The sequence below is a fragment of the Acidiphilium sp. PA genome, from assembly GCF_026191915.1.
In the GTDB taxonomy this organism is placed as follows: Bacteria; Pseudomonadota; Alphaproteobacteria; order Acetobacterales; family Acetobacteraceae; genus Acidiphilium.
Map to the genome: position 1 here is coordinate 107608 of NZ_JAIMBY010000010.1, position 20221 is coordinate 127828.

General features: G+C 65.5%; 16 protein-coding genes. 11 read left to right on the top strand and 5 right to left on the bottom strand.

Annotated elements, in window-relative coordinates:
* Genes AruPA_RS13120 through AruPA_RS13140 form a run of 5 tightly spaced genes read right to left on the bottom strand, consistent with a single transcriptional unit; the run spans nucleotide 1 to nucleotide 6317 of the window.
* Nucleotides 1-1113 (bottom strand): FAD-binding oxidoreductase, encoded by a 1113-nt coding sequence (locus AruPA_RS13120; RefSeq protein ID WP_265637156.1) that lies wholly within the window; start codon nucleotides 1111-1113, stop codon nucleotides 1-3.
* Complete coding sequence (locus tag AruPA_RS13125) at nucleotides 1110-2288, bottom strand: FAD-binding oxidoreductase (RefSeq protein ID WP_265637157.1); 1179 nt, start codon at nucleotides 2286-2288, stop codon at nucleotides 1110-1112. Before AruPA_RS13125 ends, AruPA_RS13120 begins: the two co-directional genes overlap by 4 nt.
* Complete coding sequence (locus tag AruPA_RS13130) at nucleotides 2285-3778, bottom strand: FAD-dependent oxidoreductase (protein ID WP_265637158.1); 1494 nt, start codon at nucleotides 3776-3778, stop codon at nucleotides 2285-2287. Before AruPA_RS13130 ends, AruPA_RS13125 begins: the two co-directional genes overlap by 4 nt.
* 3 nt (nucleotides 3779-3781) lie before the next feature.
* Nucleotides 3782-5065, bottom strand: a complete 1284-nt coding sequence (locus tag AruPA_RS13135; RefSeq protein ID WP_265637159.1) for a cystathionine gamma-synthase family protein — start codon at nucleotides 5063-5065, stop codon at nucleotides 3782-3784.
* Nucleotide 5066: 1 nt separating this feature from the next.
* Complete coding sequence (locus tag AruPA_RS13140) at nucleotides 5067-6317, bottom strand: aromatic ring-hydroxylating dioxygenase subunit alpha (protein ID WP_265637160.1); 1251 nt, start codon at nucleotides 6315-6317, stop codon at nucleotides 5067-5069.
* 286 nt (nucleotides 6318-6603) lie between these two features.
* On the opposite strand from AruPA_RS13140, the gene AruPA_RS13145 reads away from it, so the two are divergent.
* From AruPA_RS13145 to AruPA_RS13195, 11 genes are all read left to right on the top strand, one after another.
* A complete protein-coding gene (locus AruPA_RS13145; RefSeq protein ID WP_265637161.1) occupies nucleotides 6604-6939 on the top strand; it encodes a multidrug efflux SMR transporter in 336 nt (111 codons plus the stop codon).
* A 163-nt stretch (nucleotides 6940-7102) separates the two neighbouring features.
* The gene (choX, locus tag AruPA_RS13150; RefSeq protein ID WP_265637162.1) at nucleotides 7103-8059 is read left to right on the top strand and encodes a choline ABC transporter substrate-binding protein; all 957 of its coding nucleotides are present in this window, start codon (nucleotides 7103-7105) and stop codon (nucleotides 8057-8059) included.
* 145 nt (nucleotides 8060-8204) lie between these two features.
* Nucleotides 8205-9071, top strand: a complete 867-nt coding sequence (choW, locus tag AruPA_RS13155; protein ID WP_265637163.1) for a choline ABC transporter permease subunit — start codon at nucleotides 8205-8207, stop codon at nucleotides 9069-9071.
* Entirely contained in the window at nucleotides 9068-10297 is a 1230-nt protein-coding gene (choV, locus tag AruPA_RS13160; RefSeq protein ID WP_265637164.1) for a choline ABC transporter ATP-binding protein, read from the top strand. Before choW ends, choV begins: the two co-directional genes overlap by 4 nt.
* 20 nt (nucleotides 10298-10317) lie before the next feature.
* Nucleotides 10318-11772, top strand: coding sequence for a betaine-aldehyde dehydrogenase (gene betB / locus AruPA_RS13165; RefSeq protein ID WP_265637165.1), 1455 nt, complete (start codon nucleotides 10318-10320; stop codon nucleotides 11770-11772).
* A gap of 229 nt (nucleotides 11773-12001) precedes the next feature.
* On the top strand, nucleotides 12002-13657 hold the full coding sequence (gene betA, locus AruPA_RS13170) for a choline dehydrogenase (protein ID WP_265637166.1): 1656 nt from the start codon (nucleotides 12002-12004) through the stop codon (nucleotides 13655-13657).
* Nucleotides 13658-13812: 155 nt separating this feature from the next.
* Nucleotides 13813-15066, top strand: a complete 1254-nt coding sequence (locus tag AruPA_RS13175; protein WP_265637167.1) for a sarcosine oxidase subunit beta family protein — start codon at nucleotides 13813-13815, stop codon at nucleotides 15064-15066.
* Nucleotides 15067-15081: 15 nt separating this feature from the next.
* On the top strand, nucleotides 15082-15345 hold the full coding sequence (locus AruPA_RS13180) for a sarcosine oxidase subunit delta (RefSeq protein ID WP_265637168.1): 264 nt from the start codon (nucleotides 15082-15084) through the stop codon (nucleotides 15343-15345).
* A complete protein-coding gene (locus AruPA_RS13185) occupies nucleotides 15342-18290 on the top strand; it encodes a sarcosine oxidase subunit alpha family protein (RefSeq protein WP_265637170.1) in 2949 nt (982 codons plus the stop codon). Before AruPA_RS13180 ends, AruPA_RS13185 begins: the two co-directional genes overlap by 4 nt.
* Entirely contained in the window at nucleotides 18283-18846 is a 564-nt protein-coding gene (locus AruPA_RS13190) for a sarcosine oxidase subunit gamma (protein WP_265637172.1), read from the top strand. The genes AruPA_RS13185 and AruPA_RS13190 overlap by 8 nt, the downstream gene beginning before the upstream one ends.
* Before the next feature lie 7 nt (nucleotides 18847-18853).
* The gene (locus tag AruPA_RS13195; protein WP_265637173.1) at nucleotides 18854-20215 is read left to right on the top strand and encodes an L-serine ammonia-lyase; all 1362 of its coding nucleotides are present in this window, start codon (nucleotides 18854-18856) and stop codon (nucleotides 20213-20215) included.
* Nucleotides 20216-20221: the final 6 nt, after the last annotated feature.

A 20221-nucleotide genomic window follows, 5' to 3' on the forward strand; every position in this document is an offset into this window, starting at 1 on the left:
TCAACCGGACTTGCCGGCTGCCCATGCTGTCAGGGCGTCGGCATCGCGTTCGCCGGCAATGGTCGCGGCGATGCCTTCGCCGATCAGCGGCCCGAGTTTGAAGCCGTGGCCGGAGCACGCGCTGCCGAGCCAGCCTCTGGCGCCTTCGCGGCGGACCAGAAAGCGTTCATCGGCCGTTACGGTATAAAAACAGGCCTTGCGCTCGAGGATGGTATAGGTGTCGAAATCGAGCCAGGCGCGGCGGGCCGCGGCGGTCAGGCGTTCCACGTCGGCATCGGTGCCGGTGCGGTCTTCATCGGGATCGCCCTGGCGGGTGAACTGGTGATCGCCGATTTTCAGCCGGGTTCCGGCGCGCGGCGGCAAGGTGTAGGTGCCGCTGTCCGGCCCGATGTCGATCAGCACCGGCGCCGCCTGCCACGCGCCGACCAGCGCCGGCGGCGGCGCCAGAAACATCACCGCCTGGCGCGACGGCACCGCAACGCCGATGGTGGACGGGACCAACCGGTTCACCCAGGCACCGGCGGTGACCACCACCGCATCGCCCTGGGTGACGCCCCGCGCGGTCCGCACCGTGCCGGCTTGCAGATCGACCGATTCCACCAGCGAATTCGGGTGCAGCACCACGCCGAGCCCGGCAATCAGCTTGACCATGTCGGTCAGAATACGGATCGGATAGAGCATCCCCGCGCCATCCGTCTGCACCACACGGGTGACACCCGCGGGATTGACCATCGGATACCGCGCCATCGCCGTATCGATCGAAATATCGGTGCAGGCCACACCCATCCGGCCCATCGAGCGCCTGGTCGTCTCGTACCAGTCGCTCTCGCCGCGCATCAGATAAACCGCCGGCATCGCATCGTAATGGCAGACCCCCATGGCCTGCCACAACGCATTCCAGACCCGAAACGCCTCGGGCATCAGATACGCATAACCCTCCATATCGCCATACGCATGGCGAATGATCCGGTGCTCGTCATAGGACGAGGCCTTGGGATAGGGTAGCGCCCCCTGCTCGAACAACTCCACCGCAAACCCGCGCCGCACCAAGCCCCAGGCCGTGCTCAGCCCGGCAATGCCACCACCGACGACAAGAATTTTTCCCGCACTCATGCCGGGACACTGGCTTGGTGTGTCGCCGGGGTGACCCAGCCCTGGATGCGCCGCCAATCCGGGTCCAGCCCGTCGAACCGCCGCAGCGACAATTTATCGATATCGGCGAACGAGCATCGTCCGTCGACCACCAGGTCCCGCAGCGCGTGACCGGTCGCGGGCGACAGGCCGAAGCCGACGCTCGACATGGTGGCGATGGTGACGTTGCCCGGGTTGGCGGGCCGGTCGAGCACGGGCCGGCCGTCCGGCGTGTTTTCGACAATCCCGGCCCAGGAGCGGATCATCCTGGCATGGGCCGCCTTGGGCAGCATTTGCGCGATACGCAGCGCGATGTGCTGCAGCACGGGGGTCGAGGGCCGGGGCAGCGCGCCGTGCAGCGGCAATTCGTCCATCCACTCATGCCAGCCGCCGCCGTAGGCGAGATTGCCGCGCAGCGTCTGCCGCCCGTAGAGCCCGTTGCCGTCGACGCCGCCGCACGGCATCAGCGGCAGCGCCTCGGTCACGATCATTTCCGCCCGCGCGGGGGCGACCGGCAGATCGATCCCGATGCCGCGCAGCAGCGTGCCCGATTGCGGCCCCGCCGCGACGATCAGCTGATCGCACCCGATCACGCCATTGCGCGTCCGCACGCCCACCGCACGGCCATGCGCCATTTCGATGCCGAGTGCCGGCGTATGCTGCATGATCCGCGCGCCGTGGTCCTGCGCCGCCCAGGCATAGGCCTGCACGGTGCGCTGCGGATTGGCCTGCCCGCCGGTGCGGATATGCACGCCGCCGATATGCCGATCGCCCGCCAGCGGCACCGCATCGCGCACCTGCTGCGGATCGAGCAGGTCGGCCCGATAGCCGAGCCCGGCCAGAATCCCCTGCATGCGCTTGTAGCGCGCCATCTGCGCCTCGTTCATCGCGATCACGATGCGCTCCGGCCGGTGTTCGGTCGGGTAGCCGAGCAGCTCATCCATCAGCGGCCACAGGCGTTGTTCCTCGTGGAAGAGCGGGCTCTGGTAATGCGTCGCCCCGCCGCCGTTGCGGCTCGACGCCTCGTAGCCAATCACGCCCTTGTCGAGCACCAGCACATCCACCCCGTCGCGCGCCAGCCACCACGCGGCGCTCAGCCCGGTGACACCCGCGCCGATGATGACGACCGCAGCGCCACTCTCCCGCGTGAGGTTCATAGATGCATGTCTCCGGCGATATAGTCGGCCTCGCGCGGCGTGCCGATTTCATCGTAGGGCACCCATTGCGCGACGATGCCGAACCAGACATCCCAGCCGTCCCGCCCGGCTTCGTCATCGGGTGCCGCGAGGGCCGCGAGGCTCAGCGGGCGCACCGGCGCGCGAAACCCGGCGCGGTTGACGATGCCGATATCATCGCGCGCCCCGATCGCCAGCAGCATCGCCACCTGTTCGCGGCAGCGCCGCCCCTGGCATGGGCCCATCGAAACCCGGGTCAGGCGCTTCATCTGGTCGTGATCCGGCGGCCCATCGGCCAGCAGCCCGGCGAGGTCGCGCGCCGCCATCGCCTCCGATTCCGGGCCGAGATAGCGCGGCTGGTGCAGTGCGAACACATCACCGCGGGTGACCTCCTCGCAGGTGCAGGCCAGCGCATCGTTGCCGCCGGTATCGAGCAGCGCGCGCATCCACGTCATGCGGTAATCGAGCCCGCCGGGCTCGGCCACGCCGGCGCAATCCCCCGCCACGCGGATCGCATCGATCGGGGTCTGGCCGGTTGCGTCGCACACCGGTACGTAACCGCCACGATCGCGGTCGAGCGTGATCGGGGCGCCCAGCGTATCGAGCAGTTCGATCTGCGGCACCAGGCCGAGTGCCAAGCATACCGTGTCGCACGCGATCCGTTCGACCGTGCCGCCCGCCACCGGGATGATCCGCAGCGCCACCACGCCATCGACATTGGTCTCCGCCATCAACGGCACGGCGCCGCAGCGAATTGCCACCCCGCGCGCCGCGACTTCGGCCACCAGTTCGGCCGGCCCCTGCGGCGCATCGCACACTTCGATCAGGGCGGCGACCGTCAAACCCTTGTCGAGCGCGCGCAACGCGGTTTCCAGCGCGAGCCGGCCCGATCCCAGAATGCTCACCACGCGGCCGGCGAAGGCGTCGTAGCGGGTGAGCAGCGCGTGCAGCGCCTGCGCGCCGAGCACGCCCGGCTGGTCCGACCCCGCGAAAGACAGCACCAGATCCCGCGCACCGGTCGCGATCACCGCACGGCCGAAGCCGCACAGCCAGGACCGGTCTTCGGTCGCAAGCCCGGCCACCGCGCACGGCAGCACCTGCAGGCCCGGCCCTGCGACCCACATGCCCCAGATGCTGGTATTGAGCGCCACCTCGATCCCGGCCTCGAACGCATCATCCAGCCCCGGCATGGCGCCGGCGATTTGTTCGATCATCCGGGCCTGGTTGCCGAGCGCCGGGGTCGCGCGGCCGCCGAACAGATAGGGCACATCGAGCCCGGCCATCGCCGCACTCACCGGATGCTCATCGACCAGCATGACCGAACGGCCCTCACCCGCGGCCGCCAGCGCGGCGGCGATGCCCGCAGGCCCGGCGCCGACCACCAGCACATCGACGAATTGCGCCGGTCGCGGCAGCTTGCCCACCGCGGATTTCGGATCGACCGGATACGCCTGCCGCGTCACACCATCCATCGTTCAGATCCTTTCGAGCGCCTGCGCCAGATCAGCGATAATATCCGCCTCATGCTCGATCCCGACCGAGAGCCGAATGGTCGCATCGGTCACGCCCGACGCCTCGCGCCGGGCCTTCGGCACCGAAAAATGCGTCGTCGTCGCGGAATGGCAGATCAGCGTCTCGGTGCCGCCCAGACTGACCGCGAGGCGCAGCAGTTTCAGCGCATCGAGCATGCGGAACGCCTCGGCCTCGCCGCCCTTGATGTCGAACACGAAGGTCGAACCCGCGCCCGCGCATTGCCGCTCGAGCGTCGCGCGCGCCGCACTGCCTTCCGGCAGAAACCCGGCATAGGTCACCCGCGCCACTTTCGGATGATCGCGCAGAAACCGCGCCACGGCGGCGGCGTTGCGGCACGCCCGCTCGGTGCGCAGGCCCATGGTTTCGAGCGAGCGCAGCAGCAGCCAGCAGCCGTGCGGGTCGAGATGCGTGCCCATCACCGTGCGCATCTTGCGCAACGGCTCGATCAGCGCGAACCGGCCGGACACGCTGCCGCCCAGCAGATCGCTGTGCCCGCTCGCGTATTTGGTCAGCGAGGTCATGCACAGATCAGCACCCTGTTCGAGCGGGTTCTGCAGCAGCGGCCCCATGAACGTGTTGTCGACCGCCACCAGCGGCCGGCTGCCCTGCTGCAATTCGAGCCGCCGGGCGATCCGCGCGATCAGCGCGATATCGGCAATGCCGGCCAGCGGGTTCGATGGTGTCTCGACCCAGATCATGCCGAGCCGCCCGTGCGCCAGCGCCTGATCGACCGCGCCGGTGATCGACGCCTCATCCACCGCATCCGCGATCGCGACCGGTTTCACCCCGTGCGCGGGCGCCATCAGATTGTTCAGCAACCCATCGGTGCCGCCGTAGAGCGGGCTGGTGTGCACCACGCTTTCGCCCGGCCGCACCAGCGACAGCAGCGTGGTCGAAATCGCCGCCATGCCGGAATTGAACACCGCACAGGCCTCGGCGCGGTCGAGTGCGGCCATCCGGTCCTGCAGCATCTGCATGTTCGGATGATCGAGTCGGGCGTAGATATAGCCTTCATCCGCGCCGGACTGCGGCGCGCGGCCGGCGATGTAGCCCTCATGCGCGGTCTTCGCGTGCATCGAATCGCGATACACGAAGGTCGAGGTCAGATAGACCGGCGGTTTCGCCGACCCGTGATGCTCGGCCGGATGATACCCATGGCCGACCGCGATGGTTTCGGGGTGCCAGGCCTGGTGATCGGGGCCGGCGCCGAGCGGCAGGTCGGCCATGTCAGAGCCCGACCAGGGCGGGCCGGCGCACCGGCGCCGGGTGCGGCACCGCCGCAGCCACGCGGCCGGCATACCAATCGACGAAGCGGATCGCGAGCGATTCCGAACTCTCGCTGTAGGGCCCTGGTATATATCCCAGCGAATTCACGCCGCGCTGGTTGTTTTCGACCAGATCGCGGTCCTGCAGATTGGTCTCGTTCCACACGGTGGTCAGATCATCGACCGTGTAGTCGATCCCTTCCTGCGCGTCCTTGTGCACCAGCCATTTCGCCATCACGATGGTCTCCTCGGGGGCGACCGGCAGGGCGATGAACATGAACACGAAATCGCCCAGCGCATGACAGAAACTATGCGGCTCCAGCGCCCAGCGCATCGACCCGACATCGCCGCCGTTGACGCTGCACATCGGCTTTTTCACACAGGGTCTGCCATCGATCGTGATCGACTCGTTGCCCTCGCGCAGCGCGAAGCGCGAGGCCTGCCACCACGCCCCTTCGACCGGCGCGCTGGGCAGGCCCATCGCCTCCATCCGCTGCTTGAAATCCAGGATATCGACCCGCTCGGAGCTCAGAAAATTGCCCCGCGCATCGGTCGGGAACGAGACCGACAATTGCGGGTGGCGCGCCGCGCAGTGATAGCACTCGCGCGCGTTTTCCATCACCAGCTTCCAGTTGCCGCGCTCCACCAGCGTCGCCTGGGCCGCGACCTTGGCGTTCAACAGATCGTGCGGTGCCAGCATCGGTGCCAGCGCGTCGTGAAACGCGGTGAAATCCGGCGCCTGTTCGGCCAGACACACATAAACCGTGCCGGCGACGGTGCGGACGTGAATGGGTTTCAGGCCATGCTGGGATTTATCGAAATCGCGCGGCATCCGCCCGGCCCCGCGCAGCGCGCCGCGATCATCGTACATCCATTGATGATACGGGCACATCAGCCGCTCGGCGGTGCCGCAGCCATCCGGCAGGATCTGCGCGCCCCGATGCCGGCACGAATTGAAAAACCCGCGCAACACGCCATCCTGCCCGCGCAACACCACCACCGGGCTGCGGCCGATCGTGATTGCGAGATAGGCGCCCGGTGCCGCGACCTCGACCTCGAAGCCGACCATCAGCCACGCCTGGCCGAAAATCTCGCGCAGATCGAAGTCGAAAATCGCCGGATCGTGGTAGAACGCCCCGGGCAGACTGTGCCCCGGCCGGCGGGTGGCCAAAAGATCGCCGATCTGCGCGTTGATCGTCTGCTGGTCGAGCATGAAGAGCCTCCGAATGCACCCGCAGGTTAGGATTGCCCGGCGCGGGGAGGCAAATTGCATTTGTGCATAAGCCCATGTCTTTCTGCGGGCGGCGGCACGGTCGAGGGAAGGGAGCAGGAAGCACTTCTTTTTTGAAAAAAAGAAGCAAAAAACTTTTTGGAACCGGGCTTTGGGCGCCGCAACGGCACGGGACGCGCGAATAGACGTTTTTTTGCTTCTTTTTTTTCAAAAAAAGAAGTGCTTACCTTCCCTTTCCCTCATTGACCTCCCAGAGAGTCGCCCCCCGATGCCATCCCCTTACATCCTCCTCGCCATCGCGATCCTGTTCGAAGTCGCCGGCACTTCGTTTCTGAAGGCGTCGCGCGGCTTCACCCAGCCGGTAGCCGGGACACTGACGGTTCTGTTCTATGCGGGGGCGTTCTATCTGCTGTCGATCATCGTGCGGCGCGTGCCGGTCGGGGTGGTGTATGCGATCTGGAGCGGCATGGGCATCGTGCTGATTTCACTGGTCGGCTGGCTGGTGTTCGGCCAGACGCTGAACCTGCCGACCGTGCTGGGGCTGGGTTTGATCATCGCCGGGGTCGCCATCGTCAATTTCTGGTCGACCGGCCTGCCCCATTAGGTGCAGGATGGGCGGATGCAAGGGCGATGTCGCTTGCATGCAAGACGCCGTCGAGCGCAACATGATGCTTAGCGTTACGGCGACCGCACACAGATTGCGGCGTTCCAGGGACAGAAAACCAGCGCGGATTGGTTACGAGAATCTGTGCATCCAGGAGGCTAAATTGAAAAATCTAACCGTCATCACGGCTTTTGCGTCGATCATGGCAGCGTCATCGTTCGGGGCTGGCATGGCCCGCGCCGCCGAACCCGCTTCGTGCAAGACCATCACCATGGCAAACATCGGCTGGACCGACAATGCCGTGCAGAACGCGGTGTTCACCGATGTCGCCCAGGCGCTGGGTTACAAGGTCAAGACCAATCTCTATTCGCTGCAGGTCATGTATGCCGGCATGCAGGACAAGAAGATCGATGTCTTTCTCGACAACTGGACCCCGTCGCAGGACAAGACGACCGAACCCTATATCAAGCAGAAAGCGATGCAGGTGATCGGGCCTGACCTGACCGATGCGAAATACACGCTGGTGGTGCCGCATTATCTGTATAAGCAGGGCCTGACCAGTTTTGCCGACATCGCGAAATACGGCAAGCAGCTCGATTACAAGATCTATGGCATCGAGCCGGGGAACGACGGCAACCAGCATATCCTCGCCATGATCAAGGCGAACAAGTTCGGTCTCGGCAAGTTCCATCTGGTGCAGTCGAGCGAGGCGGGCATGCTTTCGGAAGTGGCGCGCAAATATCCGAAAAAACGGGCGATCGTGTTCCTCGGCTGGGAACCCGAGCCGATGAACGTGCAGTTTCACATCGATTATCTTTCCGGCGGCCACGAGTATTTCGGCCCGGATGAAGGCAAGGCGACGATCTACATCAACACCAAATACGGCTACGCCAAGGAGTGCCCGAATGTCGGCACCCTGCTGCATCACTTCAAACTCACCATCAACGACGAGAACGCGATGATGTACGATGTGCAGGTGAAACATCAGGACGCCAACGCCGTCGCGGCCGCGTGGCTGCGCGCCCATCCGGACTGGGTGAAATCCACCCTGGCCGGCGTGACCACGACCGATGGCAAGCCGGGTGCGCCCGCCGTGATGAGCAAGCTCAAGGCGAGCTGATCCCGCCCTTGCCGAACAGATTGCGACCCGCCCCGGACTGCGCGCGGTTCCATGTGTGCCGTTCATCGCCGTCTCCGGGGCGGGTCGCCGTCGAAGCGCCTAGGCTGAACATGACCGGACACCGGCCCATGCGGGAGCGATCATCATGACCCTTCTGGCCCATCCCGAGACCTGGATTACCGATCACGCGATACCGGTCGGTACCTGGTCGACCGATTTCGTCAATTTCGTCAAAAATAATTTCCAGGGTTTTTTCGACGGTCTGTCCAACGTGCTGGGCTTTCTGCTCGATGGCACGACCAGCCTGCTGCACGCGGTCCCGGCGCTGCTGCTGATCGTGATCTTTGCCGCCCTGACCTACGCTTTCAAACGATCCTGGCGGATGGCGCTATTCGTTTTCGCCGCGTTGCTGTTCATTCTGAACCAGGGCTATTGGGATCGCACGCTGGAGACGATTTCCCTGATCGTCTATGCCACGATCGCCTGCATGGCGATTGGCGTGCCCATCGGCATCGCCGCCGCGCACCGGCCGGCGCTGTACCGCGTGCTGCGCCCGGTACTCGACATGATGCAGACGCTGCCGACCTTCGTGTATCTGATCCCGACGCTGGTGCTGTTCGGCCTCGGCAGCGTGCCGGGGCTGATTTCCGCCATCGTTTTCGTGGTGCCCACGCCGATCCGGCTGACCTATATCGGCATCAGCAATGTGCCGCGCCCGTTGATCGAGGCCGGGCAGGCATTCGGCGCGAGCCCGACCGAACTGCTCTGGAAGGTGGAAATTCCCGCCGCGCTGCCGACCATTCTGGCCGGGTTGACGCAGGTGATCATGCTGAGCCTGTCGATGGTGGTGATCGCAGCACTGGTCGGCGCCGGCGGCCTTGGTGAACCGGTGGTCGAGGCGATGGAGACCGTGCAGATCGGCAAGGGCTTCACCTCGGGCCTCGCCATCGTGATCGTCGCGGTCATTCTCGACCGGGTGTTCCGGCCGAACAAGGAGAGCAGCAGCGCATGAGTTTCGCCGCGAAGTTCGAGGCCGTCGATATCCTGTTTCCCGGCAGCGCCGACCGGGGCGCGCGCGCGCGGATGCAGACCGCGCTCGCCGCGCTCGATGCCGGCAAGACCCGCAACGATATCATCGGCTTGACCGGCATCGTGGTCGGTGCGGCGGACGTCAATCTGGAAATCGAGCAAGGCGAGATTTTCGTGCTGATGGGCCTGTCCGGTTCGGGCAAGACCACGGTGCTGCGCGCGCTCAACGGGCTGAACACGATCAGCCGCGGCCGCATCACCATCCGCCACGGCGATGAGCTGGTCGATATGAGCAACCCGCCGCCCGCCACGCTGCGCCGCCTGCGCAACCAGGCGGTCTCGATGGTGTTTCAGCAATTCGCGTTGCTACCCTGGCGCACGGTGCGCCGCAACGTGGAACTCGGCCTCGAACTGCGCAAGATGAAACCCGCCGAGATGCGTGCCGCCGTCGATCAATGGCTCGATCGCGTCGGGCTGCTGCAATGGGCGGACAAGCACGCGAGCGAATTGTCGGGCGGGATGCAGCAGCGCGTCGGCCTCGCGCGCGCGCTGGTGACCAACCCCGATATCCTGCTGATGGATGAGCCGTTCTCCGCCCTCGATCCGCTGATCCGCAACAAGCTGCAGGACGAATTGCTGCAACTGCAGCGCACGGTGCAGAAGACGATCATTTTCGTCACCCACGACCTCGACGAGGCGCTGAAAATCGGCAACCGCATCGCGATCATGAAGGATGGCCGGGTGATCCAGGTCGGCAAGCCCGAGGACATCGTGCTCCGTCCGGCGACCGATTACGTCGCGGAATTCGTCGCACACATGAACCCGCTCACCGCGATCCGCGCCGCCTCGCTGATGCGCCCGATCGAGGCGTTGCGGGCGGCGGATGGCGTTCACCGCTTCAACGACCATCAGGATTACGTGCTGCATCTCGACACGTCCGGCCAGCTCATCGCGCTGCACCGCGATGGCGCGGCGTCGCCGTTTCACCAGCCGCAACCCGGCGTGCGCTGCCCGCCAGGCAGCACCGGCATCGTCACCGGCCAGCATCTGCTCAAGGACATCGTGGAAATCCGCCAGCAGACCACCCGCCCGGTGCTGGTGGCCGATAACGGCCGCATCGTCGGCTGCATCGGCACCACCGAGATCCTCGATGCGCTGACCCAGGCCGGCCGCGCCGATTATCGCGACAACACCGCAGCCCTCAACTGACCCGCAAGGCTAAGCCCAGCATGACATCGCGCCCCCATTTCATCGCCGGACGAGACTGGTCCGCGCCCGGTCCTGCCACGTTCGAGGACCGCAATCCCGCGACCGGCGCGCTGCTCGCGACGATCGACATCGCGGACGCCGCCGCAATCGATGCCGCGGTGGCCGCCGCCACCGCCGCGCAGCGCGACTGGGCGGCAACCCCCGCCGCCGCGCGCGGGCGCATTCTGCTGCGCGCCGCCGCCTTGCTGCGCGAAAACCTGCCCGCGCTCGCCCGGCTGGAATCCGAGGACACCGGCCGGCCGATCAGTGAAACCATCGCGGTCGATGTGATTTCCGGTGCGGAATGCCTTGAATATTTCGGCGGGCTGGCCGGTACCATCGCCGGCGAAGCGGTCGATCTGGGCCCAGCCGCATTCGGGTATACCCGGCGCGAGCCGATCGGCGTGGTCGGCGCGATCGGCGCGTGGAACTACCCGCTGCAGATCGCCTGCTGGAAGGCCGCCCCCGCGCTGGTCTGCGGCAATGCAGTGATTTTCAAACCCGCGCCGCAAACCCCACTGACCGCGCTCGAACTCACGCGCATCTTCCAACAGGCCGGACTGCCGGATGGGCTGTTCAACGTGGTCAATGGGTTGGGTGACACCGGCCGGCATCTGGTCGAGCATCCCGGCATCGGCAAAATCTCGCTCACCGGATCGGTCGCGACCGGCAAGGCCGTCGCTGCCCTCGCGGCCGCCAGCCTCAAGCGCGTCACGCTCGAACTCGGTGGCAAATCCCCCATCATCGTCTGCGACGACGCCGATATCGACAGCGCCGTGAACGCCGCCATGCTGGGCAATTTCTACTCCGCCGGCGAAATCTGCTCGAACGGCACCCGCGTGTTTGTTCATCGCAGCATCCACGACCGGTTTCTCGACGCGCTCATCGCGAAAACCCGTACCCTCACCATTGGCGATCCGCTCGACCCCGCCACGCAGATCGGCGCCCTGATCTCGCCGGAGCACATGGCAAAAGTCCTCGGCCACATCGAAGCCGGCAAAGCCGCCGGCGCCCGCCTCGCCACCGGCGGCAATCGGTGCACCGCCGGCGCCCTCGCCCAGGGGAGCTTCGTCGAACCCACCATCTTTGCCGATTGCACCGATGGCATGAGCATCGCCCAGGAGGAAATCTTCGGCCCCGTGATGGCGGTATTCCCCTTCGATACCGACGCCGAAGCCATCACGCGGGCCAACGCAACCCAATACGGTCTGTCCGCCGCCGTGTTCACCCCCACACTCGCGCGCGCCCATGCCATGATCGCGCAACTCAAAGCCGGCACCTGCTGGATCAACCAATACAACGTCACCCCGGTCGAACTGCCGTTCGGCGGCATGAAACAATCCGGCTACGGCCGCGAAAACAGCCGCACCGCACTCGACGCCTACACGGAAACCAAATCCGTCTACGTCGCACTCACACCGGTTTTGGGGTTTTGATGGCTTACGGAAGGAAGATCAGGGGGCTTTGCCCCCCGAACCCCCCACTAAGGGCGGAGCCCTTAGAACCCGCTAGTTTTAGGCAAGGGGAGGGCGCTGCCTCGCACTCGTCGCGTGTCTGGCCAAGACAGCCCTCCCCTTGCCTAAAACTAATGGATTTTAAAGGCTCCGCCTTTAACGGGGTCCAGGGGCAGAGCCCCTGGCCTTCTTCCCGAAAGGCACCAACCCCATGACCGAGTATGATTACGTCGTTGTCGGAGCGGGCTCCGCGGGGTGTGTGTTAGCGGCGCGGTTATCGGAGGATGCCGGGGTTTCGGTTTTGTTGTTGGAGTATGGCGGATCGGATCGATCGGTGTTGATCCAGATGCCGAGTGCGCTGTCGATGCCGATGAACATGCCGAAGTATGACTGGGGCTATCGCAGCGAGCCTGAGCCGCATTTGGGTGGCCGGCGGATGCATACGCCGCGGGGCAAGGTGTTGGGCGGCTCGTCTTCGATCAACGGGTTGGTTTATATTCGCGGCAATCCGCTGGATTTCGACCGGTGGGAGGAGATGGGGGCGCGGGGCTGGGCGTATCGGAATGTGTTGCCGTATTTCAAGCGTGCCGAGACGCGTGATGAGGGCGGCGATGCGTGGCGGGGTGGCGAGGGGCCGTTGCACACGAAATATGGGCCGCTGCGCAATCCGCTGTATCGGGCCTTTATCGAAGCCGGACGCCAGGCGGGGTATCCGGTGACGGAGGATGTCAACGGGTATCAGCAGGAGGGGTTTGGCCGGATGGACATGACGGTTCATCGGGGCCGGCGATGGAGTGCGGCGAATGCCTACTTGCGGCCCGCGCGGGGGCGGGCGAATCTCTCGATCGAGGCGCGCACGCTGGTTTCGCGCGTGGTGTTCGAGGGCGGACGCGCGGTGGGGGTGGCGTATCGCAGGCGCGGCCAGGATGTGGTGGTGCGGGCGCGGCGGGAGGTTATTCTGGCGGCGGGTGCGATCAATTCGCCCAAGCTGCTGAAGCTGTCGGGGGTTGGGCCGGCGGATGAACTGCGGGCGCACGGCATTGACGTGGTCGCGGATCGGCCCGGTGTGGGCGAGAATTTACAGGATCATCTGGAGTTTTACTTCCAGTATGCGTGCACACAGCCGATTACATTGTATTCGAAGATGAATCCGCTGGCGAAAGCGTTGATCGGCCTGCGGTGGCTGGTCTTGGGCGATGGATTGGGGGCGACCAATCATTTCGAGAGTTGCGGGTTCATCCGATCGCGGGCGGGGATCGATTATCCGGATATTCAATATCATTTCCTGCCGCTCGCGGTGCGGTACGATGGCAAGGGGATCGCGTCCGAACATGGGTTTCAGGCGCATGTCGGCCCGATGCGGTCGCGCAGCCGGGGGTGGGTGCGGCTGCGCGGGGCTGATCCGGCGGCGGCGCCGTCGATCGTGTTCAACTACATGAGCGATCCGGAGGATTGGGTGGATATGCGTGCCTGTGTGCGGCTGACGCGCGAGATTTTTGCGCAAGAGGCGTTCGCGCCGTTCCGGGGGCGCGAGATCGCGCCGGGCAGCGGCGTGGTGAGCGATGCCGAGATCGATGCGTATATCAGCAAGAATGTCGAGAGCGCGTATCATCCGTGCGGGACGTGCAAGATGGGCGCGGTGGACGACCCGATGGCGGTGGTCGCACCGGACACAAAGGTGATCGGGGTGGAGGGGCTGCGGGTGGCGGACAGTTCGATCATGCCGCGGGTGACGACGGGGAATTTGAATGCGCCGACCATCATGATCGGCGAGAAGGCGGCGGATCATATCCGGGGTGTGGCGTTGCTGCCGCCGAGCAATGCGCCGTTCTACACGGCGAAGAATTGGGCGGTCGCGCAGCGATGACGGAATTATACAAGGGTTGTGCCGAGTGAGTGCGCGTCGCGCAACGGTTGTCATGCCTAACTAATGGGGTCTGGGGCCTAAGGCCCCGTCACGCGTAAGCGTGCTGCGCACGACGGGTCCAGGGCAGAGCCCTGGCCTTAACTTGGAGCCTTGATATGCAGAAATTCTCAGCCTTTGCCTTGGCGAAAGAGGCGTTATCCGGCCAGAAAGGCTGGGACCGCCAATGGCGCGATGCCGCACCCAAACCGGCCTATGAGGCCATTATTGTCGGTGGCGGCGGGCATGGGTTGGGCACGGCGTATTATCTCGCAAAGAAGCACGGGCTGCGCAATATCGCGGTGCTGGAAAAGGGCTGGATCGGCGGGGGCAACACGGGCCGCAACACCACGATCATCCGTTCGAATTATCTGTTCGACGAGAGTGCCGCGCTCTACGACCATGCGGTGAAGCTTTGGGAGGGGTTGTCGGCGGATTTGAATTATAACGTCATGTTCTCGCAGCGTGGCGTGCTGATGCTGTCGCATAATGTGCATGACGAGCAGGTGTTCAAGCGGCATGTGCATGCCAACCGGTTGAACGGTGTCGATAACGAGTGGTTATCGCCCGAACAGGCGAAATCGTTCTGTCCGCCGTTGAACATCGGGCCGGGGATGCGCCATGCGGTGACGGGGGCGGCGTTGCAGCGGCGTGCAGGGACGGCGCGGCATGATGCGGTGGCGTGGGGGTATGCGCGGGCGGCGGATGCGCTCGGGGTCGACATCATTCAGAACTGCGAGGTCACCGGGATCGATCGTGATGCGAGCGGGCGGATCAGCGGGGTGCAGACCAGCCGAGGTGCGATCGCGACGCGGCGGCTGGGGATTGTCGCGGCGGGCAATACATCGGTCCTGATGGCGATGGCGGGGCAGCGGATGCCGCTCGAGAGTTATCCGTTGCAGGCGCTGGTGTCCGAGCCGATCAAGCCGATTTTTCCGTGTGTGGTGATGTCGAACACGATCCACGCCTATATCAGCCAGTCCGACAAGGGCGAGCTCGTGATCGGGGCGGGGACGGATGCGTATATTTCCTACAGCCAGCGCGGGGCTTTGCATATCTCGTCGCACACGCTCGAAGCCATTTGCGAATTGTTTCCGATGTTCCGGCGGATGCGGATGCTGCGCAACTGGGGCGGTATTGTCGATGTCACGCCGGACCGTTCGCCGATCATCGCCAGGACCGACGTGCCGGGCTTGTATGTGAATTGCGGCTGGGGCACCGGCGGGTTCAAGGCGACGCCGGGCTCGGCCGATCTGTTCGCCTACACCATGGCCAAAGACGAGCCGCACAGGATCAATGCGCCGTTCAACCTTGAGCGGTTCGGCGCCGGCCGGCTGATCGACGAAGCGGCCGCTGCCGCTGTCGCGCACTAACAACGGAGCTGAGAGATGTTGTTGATCCCCTGCCCTTATTGCGGCGAGCGTCCTGAAATCGAGTTCTCTTACGGCGGCGAGGCACATGTGGTGCGCGCCCCCGCGAATGCCACCGATGCGGAGTGGACCGCGTTTCTCTACCAGCGCAGCAACGCGCGCGGCAGCTATGCCGAACGCTGGCGGCACGCGCATGGGTGCGGGCGGTTCTTCAACGCGCGGCGCAATACGGTGACGGATTTTTTCGAGCAGACCTACAAGATCGGTGAGGTGCCGGCATGACTCAGACGTATCGTCTTGCCACCGGCGGGTTGATCGACCGCAGCCGGACCGTGCCGTTCACCTTCGATGGCAAGGCCATGACCGGCCATGCCGGCGACACGCTGGCATCCGCGCTGCTCGCCAACGGGGTGCATCTGGTCGGGCGGAGCTTCAAATATCATCGCCCGCGCGGCATTGTTTCGGCCGGGGCGGAGGAGCCGAATGCGTTAGTCGGCGTCGGGCGCGATGAGGGGCATTACACGCCCAATCTGCGCGCCACGCAGGTTGAGCTTTATCACGGGTTGCGGGCGGAAAGTCAGAACCGCATGCCGTCGCTGGAGCGCGATGTCGGCAGCATTACCGACCGGCTGTGGCGGTTTTTCCCGGCCGGTTTCTACTACAAGACCTTCATGTGGCCGAAGGGCGCGTGGACGAAGTTTTTCGAGCCGCGCATCCGCGCCATCGCCGGGCTTGGCCGTTCGCCGGCGGCGCCGGATGCCGCGCGCTATGCGCAGATCTATGCCCATTGCGATGTGCTGGTGATCGGCGCGGGGCCCGCCGGGCTGAGCGCGGCGCTCACCGCCGCCGAAACCGGCGCGCGGGTGATCATTTGCGACGAACAGGCGCAGTTCGGCGGCGCGCTGCTGGCGGAGCCCGGAAAATCCGCCTGGCTCGCCGAACAGCGCGCACGGCTTGCCGGTTTTGCAAACATCACGATGCTGCCACGCACCATCGCGTTCGGCTATTTCCCGCACAATATGATCGGGCTGGCGCAGGACCTGACCGATCACCAGGGCGAAGCGAGCGACGATGCGCCGCGCGGCCGGCTGTGGCAGGTGCGCGCGAGGCAGGTGATTACCGCGACCGGTGCGATCGAACGACCTTTGGTGTTTCCGGACAATGATCGGCCGGGCATCATGCTGGCCGATGCGGCGCGGACCTATGTCGAGCGTTATGCGGTCAAACCGGGCAATCGCGCCGTGGTGTTCACCGCGCATGACGATGCGTATCGCGCGGCGGTTTCGCTGCATCGGGCCGGGGTGGCGATCGCCGCCATCGTCGATCTGCGGGAAAGCCCCGCGGGGCCGGGTTTGGACGCGGCGCGCACGGCGGGCCTGCCGGTCCGCACCCATGCGACGATCATTGGCACCGAGGGCAATCTGCGCGTCGCGGCCGTCAGTGTTGCCACCATTGGCGAGACGAAATCCGAACGCATCGCCTGCGATCTGGTGCTGATGTCCGGCGGGTTTACGCCCAGCGTGCATCTGTTCTCGCAGAGCCGGGGCAAGCTCGCGTTCGATCCGGCGCTGGATGCCTTTATTCCCGGCACGCCGGCCGAGCCGACGATTGCGGCGGGTGCGGCCGCGGGCTGCCAGTCGCTCGAAGCGGCGATCGCCTCGGGCCGGGCGGCCGGGCTTTCGGCGACCGGGCAGGCGGTGGCGGCGCCGGTGGCCGAGACCGGTGCGGCGGGGTTTCTGGGCGAAGTGCCGCATGGCCGCGACCCGGCCAGCGTGCGCGCCTTTGTTGATTTCCAGAACGACGTGACGGCGAAGGACATCACCCTCGCGCTGTCCGAAGGGTTCCGCTCGATCGAGCACGTCAAGCGCTACACCACCACCGGCATGGCGACCGATCAGGGCAAGACGTCGAACATGAACGCGCTCGGCATCGTGTCGAAATCGCTTGGCGTCGCGATTCCCAGCATCGGCACCACCACGTTCCGGATGCCGTATACGCCGATCCCGTTCGGCTATTTCGCGGGCTATGCGCGCGGTGAACTGGTCGAACCGGTGCGCGAGACGCCGATCCACGCCTGGGCCGCCGAGCACGGCGCGGTGTTCGAGGATGTCAGCCTGTGGAAGCGCGCGCGGTATTTTCCGCGCGGGGCCGAGACGATGCATGACGCCGTGGCCCGCGAATGTGCGGCGGTGCGCGCGGGGGTTGGCCTGTTCGATGCCTCGACGCTCGGCAAGATCGAAATCACCGGCCCGGATGCTGCGGAATTTCTCAACCGCATGTATGTCAACGCCTGGACCAAGCTGAAACCCGGACGGCTGCGCTACGGCATTCTGCTGCGCGAGGACGGGTTCATCATCGATGACGGTGTCGTTGGCCGGATTGCCGATGATCGGTTCCATGTGACCACCACGACCGGCGGTGCGGCGCGCGTGCTGAACATGATGGAAGATTATCTGCAGACCGAATTCACCGATCTGAAGGTCTGGCTCACCTCGACCACCGAACAATATGCGGTGATTGCGGTGCAGGGTCCGCGCGCGCGGGCGGTGATTGCGCCGCTGGTGGAAGATGCCGATATTTCGGCGGCCGCGATGCCGCATATGAGCGTGGTGGAATGCCGGGTCGCCGGCGTGCCGGCGCGGCTGTTCCGCGTCAGTTTCACCGGCGAACTCGGCTTTGAGATCAACGTGCCGGCCGATTACGGGCGCGCGGTATGGGAGGCGGTTGCCCAGGCGGGCCAGGCCCACGGCATCGTGCCCTATGGCACCGAGACGATGCACGTGCTGCGCGCGGAGAAAGGCTACATCATCGTCGGGCAGGAGACCGATGGCACGGCGACGCCCGATGACGTCGGCCTGACCTGGGCGATCGGCAAGGCGAAGCCCGATTTCGTCGGCAAGCGCGCCCTCGCCCGCACCGCGCTGGCGAGCCAGACCGATCGAAAGCAATTGGTCGGGCTGCTCACCGCCGATCCCGCCGAGGTGCTGGAGGAGGGGGCGCATCTCGTCGCTGATCCGGCACAGGCGGTCCCGATGACCATGCTGGGGCATGTGACGTCGTCCTACTGGAGCGCGGCGCTTAATCGCTCGATCGCGCTCGCGATGGTGCGGAACGGACGGGCGCGGATCGGCCAGACCCTGCACGTCCCGCTGCCAGGGCGCTCGGTCGCGGTGACGCTGACCGATCCGGTTTTCTATGATCCCGAAGGAGCACGGCTCGATGGCTGACATCGCACTCGCCCACGCCGACGCACGGCGCACCGCCCCGCTGCCGGGTGCGGTGGATCGCAGGATCGAAAAATCCGCCCCGCTCACCCGCTTCGTGCTGCGGCTCCCGGAAGAGTCCTTGACCGCCGCGGGCGCCGCGCTCGGGCTTGATTTCACCGCGCCGATCAATCGGGCCGTGACCTCGGGCGATCGGACGGCGCTGCGGCTTGGGCCGGATGAATGGCTGGTGCTGGCGCCCGCCACCGATGCGGCGATTCCGGGCGGGCTTGCCGCCGGTCTGGCGGGCCGGCTGTTTTCGCTGGTCGATGTCAGCCATCGGCAGACCGGCATCAGGCTCGCCGGGCCGCACGCGGCGGCGATGATCAACGCGGTCTGCCCGCTCGATCTCGGCCTTGCGGCATTTCCGGTCGGCATGGCGACGCGGACGATTTTCGCCAAGGCCGACATCGTGCTGTGGCGTACCAGCCCTGCCTCGTTCCATCTTGAAATCTGGCGCTCGTTCGCGCCCTATGTGGCGGCATTGCTGCACGAGATCGGCCGCGAGTATCCGGATTGACCCTGTCATGATCAGCCTGTTCGATCTGTTCAAAATCGGCATCGGACCGTCATCGTCCCACACGGTCGGGCCGATGCGGGCGGCGCATAGTTTTGTATCCGACCTCGCTGATCCCGCTTGCGTTGCGCGCGTGCAAATCACGCTGCTCGGCTCGCTGGCGTGGACCGGCAAAGGCCACGGCACCGACAAGGCGGTGATCCTCGGCCTTGCCGGTGAGGCGCCGGAAACGGTCGATCCCGATCAGGCGGATGCGATCGCCGCGGCGGTGGCGCGCGCGTGCGTGCTGAAACTCGGCGGGGTTCATCCGATCAGGTTCGATCCGGCAACGGATATCGTTTTCGACTACGAAACGGCCACCACGCGCCACCCCAATACACTCGAATTCAGCGCGCTCGACGCCGCCGGGCGCACGATCGCCGCCGAACGCTGGTGCTCGGTGGGCGGGGGGTTCGTCATTCGCGAGGATGAAAAGCCCGATCTCGGCGCGATCACCGAAACCGTGCCCTATCCGTTCGCCAACGCCATCGATCTGCTGCGGCTCGGCGAGGCGTCCGGCCTGTCGATCGCGGCCATGATGCGCGCCAATGAATTCGCGCTGCGCGATCCGGCAACCGTGCTGGCCCACGCCGACCTAGTGCTTGCGACCATGATGAACGGCATCGAACGCGGGATGCGGACCACCGGCACCCTGCCCGGCGGGTTGAAAATCACCCGCCGGGCGCACGCGCTGCACGCGAAAATGCAGACCGACGCCGCGCGCAACGACCTGGCCCCCCATGAAAAAATGGACTGGGTCAGCCTGTTCGCGATGGCGGTGAATGAGGAAAACGCCGCCGGAGGCAAGATCGTCACCGCGCCCACCAATGGCGCGGCCGGGGTTATTCCCGCCGTGCTGCGCTATTTTCGCGACTTCTGCCCCGGTGCGACCCACGAATTGATGCGCGATTTTCTGTTCACCGCCACGGCGATCGGCGGATTGTTCAAGACCAATGCCTCAATCTCGGGCGCTGAAGTCGGCTGTCAGGGCGAGGTTGGCGTCGCCGCCTCGATGGCCGCCGCCGGGCTGGCCGCCGCACGCGGGGCAACCAACCGGCAGATCGAAAACGCCGCGGAAATTGCCATGGAACATCACCTCGGCATGACCTGCGACCCGGTCGGCGGCCTGGTGCAGATTCCCTGCATCGAACGCAACGCGTTCGGCGCGATCAAAGCGATCAGCGCCGCCTCGCTCGCGGCACGGGGCGATGGTACCCACCATATCTCGCTCGATCAGGTGATCGCCACCATGCGACAGACCGGGGCGGATATGAACAGCAAGTATAAAGAGACCTCGCTTGGGGGGCTCGCGGCTAATTTTATCGAGTGTTAGGGGGTC